Source organism: Romboutsia sp. (assembly GCF_051659545.1).
GTDB lineage: Bacteria > Bacillota > Clostridia > Peptostreptococcales > Peptostreptococcaceae > JBOFOR01.
The window spans coordinates 1-5,283 of sequence record NZ_JBOFOR010000058.1 but is presented as its reverse complement, the minus strand read 5'-3'; the positions used below and the strand labels follow the sequence as shown (position 1 = coordinate 5,283).

The 5,283-nt window shown below is 27.3% G+C and carries 4 protein-coding genes; all 4 read right to left on the bottom strand.

From position 1 onward, the window contains the following. On the bottom strand, positions 1-158 hold a 158-nt coding region (locus tag ACRC03_RS03310; protein WP_438651128.1), incomplete at its 3' end, for an HIT family protein. Between the two features lie 111 nt (positions 159-269). Beyond that, positions 270-2,609, bottom strand: a complete 2,340-nt coding sequence (locus tag ACRC03_RS03305; RefSeq protein WP_438651127.1) for a DUF2357 domain-containing protein — start codon at positions 2,607-2,609, stop codon at positions 270-272. Further along, on the bottom strand, positions 2,581-4,491 hold the full coding sequence (locus ACRC03_RS03300; protein WP_438651126.1) for an McrB family protein: 1,911 nt from the start codon (positions 4,489-4,491) through the stop codon (positions 2,581-2,583). Before ACRC03_RS03300 ends, ACRC03_RS03305 begins: the two co-directional genes overlap by 29 nt. A 43-nt stretch (positions 4,492-4,534) precedes the next feature. Then, positions 4,535-5,283: hypothetical protein (locus ACRC03_RS03295; RefSeq protein WP_438651125.1), on the bottom strand; the 749-nt coding region annotated here is incomplete at its 5' end.

Here is a 5,283-nt window from a genome sequence, read left to right as displayed (position 1 = left end):
GCATCTCTTTCTTCATTAGTTATATCAAAAAAATCTTTTACATGCCTTTTCGGTATAAACAACATATGTCCTTTTCCTACTGGAAATTTATCATATATTGCATAGGCTAGTTCATTTTCTAATATGTACTCTTTTATTTCACAAAATATACAGCTCATTATTTTGTATCCTTCCCTGCAATTAATTTTATGTTGTTTCATTTTACCCTACGTCGTGAAATACGACGTGGGGTAAAAATGAAAATATAATCCTTTATCTATAGAAGAAGATTAATTTCTGTTTAATATTTCAATTAGTTCTTTTATTGTGACTAAACTATCATTTAACTTAATATCTCTATTTTCTAAGACTTTCACAAAACTATTTCCTATATAAAATCCTTCATTCTCTTTTTTTAATATAATGCCATACTTTTCACTATATTTTTTTAGTACTTTGTATACTTCAATCTCAGTTCTATTCTTTAATTTTAATTCATGTATTGTAGATGCCTTTTTTAATAGATACATAGTAGTGTAGCTCAATAATGGAGGTGCATACTCTACGCTCGAAATAGATCTTATACTTTCAAATGTATCAAGTTCAAATCTTAGATATATATCATTAGATTTATTTTTTTTAGATTCTAGTTCTTTGCAATCTCCTCTATTGTACTCATAAATATTATTAATTTTAGCTATATAAAATATACCGCTATGCTCTTTTCCAAATTCTTTTTTAGATTGATAAAAAGCTAAATACTCTACTCCTAATTTTAATTTAGATAGCTCTTCCTTAGGTATGTGGTAAAATTTATTTTGCTTATATGCTTCAAAATGTTTTTTATCCTTTGTGTTGACTACCATTACATTTTGATTTTTAAATCTATAATAATCTTCACTTTCATCAAAGATTGGATTATTATTTACTGCTTCTATATATGATTCATCTATTATTTTACATATATGTTTCTTCATAAGGGATGTTGATCCAGGAAGCATTGGTATTGCTCCTATGTTTACTTTATCTATACTTTTATAATATTTATGATTTTCAAAGGTTGTCTCATCACTACATGGGAACATTACATAAGCTCCAAAGGTTTCATATTTATAATAGTCCTCTAGTTCATTTTCACTAACTATAGAATCTCTATATCTATGCATTACGTTTATATCTTCTTCCATAGGCCCTATTGCACCATTGTCAGATACATATATTCTATACTTAGCATCAAATATATACACCCTGTCTGAAGTTTTATCTCCCTTTAGACAAAGTACTGTATCTGGTCTTTGACTTGTAGTTGGTAGTGCATTATATGGTTTGTTGTACCATAACTCTAGCTTTTCTCCTTTGATGTTTTCATAGATACATTTAGCCTTTTTACTTTGCATTAAGGATAGTGTTAGCCCATTGTTTGTAGTTTGTATAATAGTTGAATCTTTGGCTGTATATCCCAACTCTTGTATGATGTTGTGTATTTTTATATAACACCATATTTCATACAGATTCCATAACTTCTTATGGCTAACATCATATAGTCCTGTACAAATATCTAATCCCTTAGATAATAAATTATAATAATAATAAACTTCCTTGTATCCACTAGCCATTTTAAATACCAGTGTCATAGATTTATTATTATTCAAATCACTTATATCCCTAAAAAATGTATTTAGATGGTAGGCCAATCTACCTTCTATCTCATTTAATTTTCTATAGTATGGATTGTCCATTCCTTTGGATTTAGTTATTTGTACTTTGATACTCTTTATCTTCTTTAGAATTCTTTTTAATATATATTTTACATACTGATTTTCATAAATATCTAAAGTAGTTCTTTTTTTCATTTCTACTACTTTTTTAGATGTGTGATTTTTTCTCAAATGTTTTATAGTTTCTTTTGTTGAAGTACGTTTTGCTTTGTTCTTATCCTTGAAATTATACTCTGTTAGTACTCCATGCTTTGGCTGTTTTTCTATTCTTTTTATAGATTTTTCTAGTTTTTCATATATATTGGTTAATATTACTATAAACTCTAGATTAGTTTGCTTTTTTACATCTTTTATATCAATATTAGAAAAAGTCTTACTTATAAATTCAAATACTAAAGAAGTTACCTCTTCATTAACTTCCCTTAATAAATCATTGTAGTCATCTAAATAATCTAATTTTGAAGGGAATACTTGTATTGTAAAATTTAAAACCTCTTTGTTATTTTTTAATATTTTAAAAGTAGAAAAGCCAATATCACCATTAAATTTAAATGATCCATGCGCATCTCTTCTTCTACATACTATATTTTCTCTTATGTCTTTGTCTTCATGATGTATGGTAAAGTTATTCTCTGTATCATTTTCTAAATATATATTGTATGAACCATCTTCAAAAAAGCTCGGGTACATTGTATCTTCTTCATTCAATTCTAATTCACCAAATGAGTTGATGGTATGTACTTTTATATCATCATAATTAGATACTACACTTACTTTAGCTGATATTTGCTTGTTGTTGTTTGTTGCTCTAAATTTTTTGTTTTCACTATTACCTGATAAGTACAGGGTGAACTCATCTGTACTTATCTTTAGTATGTCTTTACTAACACCAGAAACTAATGTATCCATCATTTTGGTATCCCTTTAGCATGTATATTATTTTTTGAGCACTGTTTTTATATTTAGCATTTTGTAGGTAGTTTTGAGCTTCTTCTAGATTTATATCGTCAGTATCATTTATTACTTTTTTATCACATACATAATTGAATAAATCTACTAGTATTTCTTTGATGCTGTTTTCACTTCCGTTTATTGCTGGAAGTATTTTTTGCATTATTTGATAGTCAAATGCTATGTCTTCATGCAGTAGCTCTGCTTTTTGATTTTCTATCATGTAGAATAGTATTTCATCTCTAACTCTGTAGGCAAATTGTTTTTGTGATTTTTTTAGTATTTCATTTATTTGTATTATTTTTTTATTTATTGTTTTTGCGTATGCTCTATGCTCTTCTTCTATATCTGTTGTTTTTAAGTATGTGGTTTTCAAGAAATTATTGTTTACTAGTGTTGGTTCTATTTCTTCTTCTGTGGTGTCTGTAAATAGATTTTCTAGGTCTACGTCTGAGAATTCTATTGTGTTTGCTCTGTCTAGTACTTTTCTACTAAATTGGAAGGTTGTGTCGTCCATGTTTACTGTTCCTATTATGTAGATGTTGTCTGGTATATGTAGTGTTAGTTCTTGTTCGTTTATTATGTTGTCTGTTACTATTTCTTGTCCTACTTTATTACGGCTTTCTATTATGCTTAAGTAGTCACTAAGGTAGTATTCTACTCTTGCTAGGTTCATTTCATCTAGGCAAATAAAGTATGGTTTGTTTTTGTTTTCTAGTTTTATTGCTTCTTTTATTATTTTGGTTAGTTGACCTTCTATGAATTGATCTTTTAGATTTCTATATCCAATTAATTCCGTTGCGTCATTCCAATCCGGCTTCACGCTTATCATGTTTATTTGTTTATTTTCTGTTGTTGCTCCTAGTGCTTCTGCAAATAGGCGTACTATTTTTGATTTTCCAGTTCCACTTATTCCCGCTAAGATTACAAATGGTTTTGTTTTAAGGGATAAGTATAAGTTTGATAATTGCTCTACTGTATAAATAAAACCTTTACTTTGTATATAGCTATTAATATTCAGTATTTGTTCCATGTTGCTAATACTAAAATTATCTGTGTTAATTTTAACATAAAAAGTATTTATTTCTTCTGTACTGTAAAACTCCAAAGATCCTTTGCTTTCTATCTTCTTGTCATTGAGATCTTCTTCATTATAACCCAAGACTTCTAATATATGATTTTTTAATTCTTTATTAGAGTCATATCTAATTTGAATTACCTCATGCGTAGTTCCTTTTCTATCTGGATTGGTCAATCTGCAACTAAACTTATTGTCATTTATTATTAAATTTATTTCTTCTGATTTACCTCTCTCTACTTCTTTATTCGTTATATTTGCTAAAAACTTTTCTACCTTTAACTTAGGAATTGTTACTCCATATATTAATGTTGACTTGTCTACATCCTTTTTAAATATATATTTATTTGATAGTGCTCCATTTATTACTTCTAATTTAATAGTATCATTCTCACCTTTTGTAAATTCCATCCTTGTATAATTATTTATTTCTATATTTTTTTCTGCCCCTTTAAAATTATACAAATTTACACCTTCTAAATTTCTTAAATAATCAGCAATTTTAGTTCCTCTCCAATATAAAAAAGTACTTGGATTTGACTGATCTTTAGACTTAAATCTTTTTATTCGACATTCACAATTTTCATCCATAAATATAATATTACATGGTACTTCTTCTCCTTGTTCCAATTCTTTGTCACAAAAAAAATCTTTTATTCTATCAATTGGTACTACAGTTCTTGCATCTTTAAATACTGTTGGGTCGCACAATTTTATTGCTTTATTATCTTCTATAAACCAAGAAGTGTTTGTTATTCTCTCCATTTAACCATTCCCCCTTCTATATAACTTTAGCTTTGATACATATTTATTCTCTTTTGCTAAACCTAGTTTTGTAGTATTCCTTAGTTCTGAATTCTATGGCATCTTTTACATTTTTAATAAAATCTTTGTTATCTATATACTTTTCTAAGTTTCTATTTAAGCATACATATTCACCATCTGTTGTAAAAAACTCACTACTACTTTTGCATAGGAAATGTACTGGATTTTTTCTAGCCAAGTTTATATATTGTTTCTTTTCCCATGTTATAAAGTTTGCAGTAGACTTGTCTTTCAACAGATCTACCTTATTAGACCCTTTATTATAAAACTCTTTAAATGCTTTATATAAATCTTCATCATCTATTTTTAACTTCATGTTTCCTCCATTATAAAATGCAAGTAATACAGGTATTTTATAAGTCTTACTCATACTAGTCGTTTCTATGAAGTTTATAAATTCTGAACCTATTGTATCTTTAAGTAAATTTTCTTTAACTGTATTTTCATTTATATCTTCCATAAAACCTAAATAATCTCTAAATATATTTATTTTAGTTTTTTTCTTAATGTTGCTATATAAATCATCCTCCATATAAGTAAACATTTCTACCCTTGAAGGTCTATGACCTAAGTCTTCTTTTATCTTATAAAACTCTTCTATTACTAGATCTTCTATCTTTTGATTAGCTTTTTTCATTCTTTCAAATATATCTACCAATCTAAAGTCAAAATCTATAAAACAATCTTCTGGATAGTCTTCTTCATTTGGTATATAAGATGTACTTCTTTCCC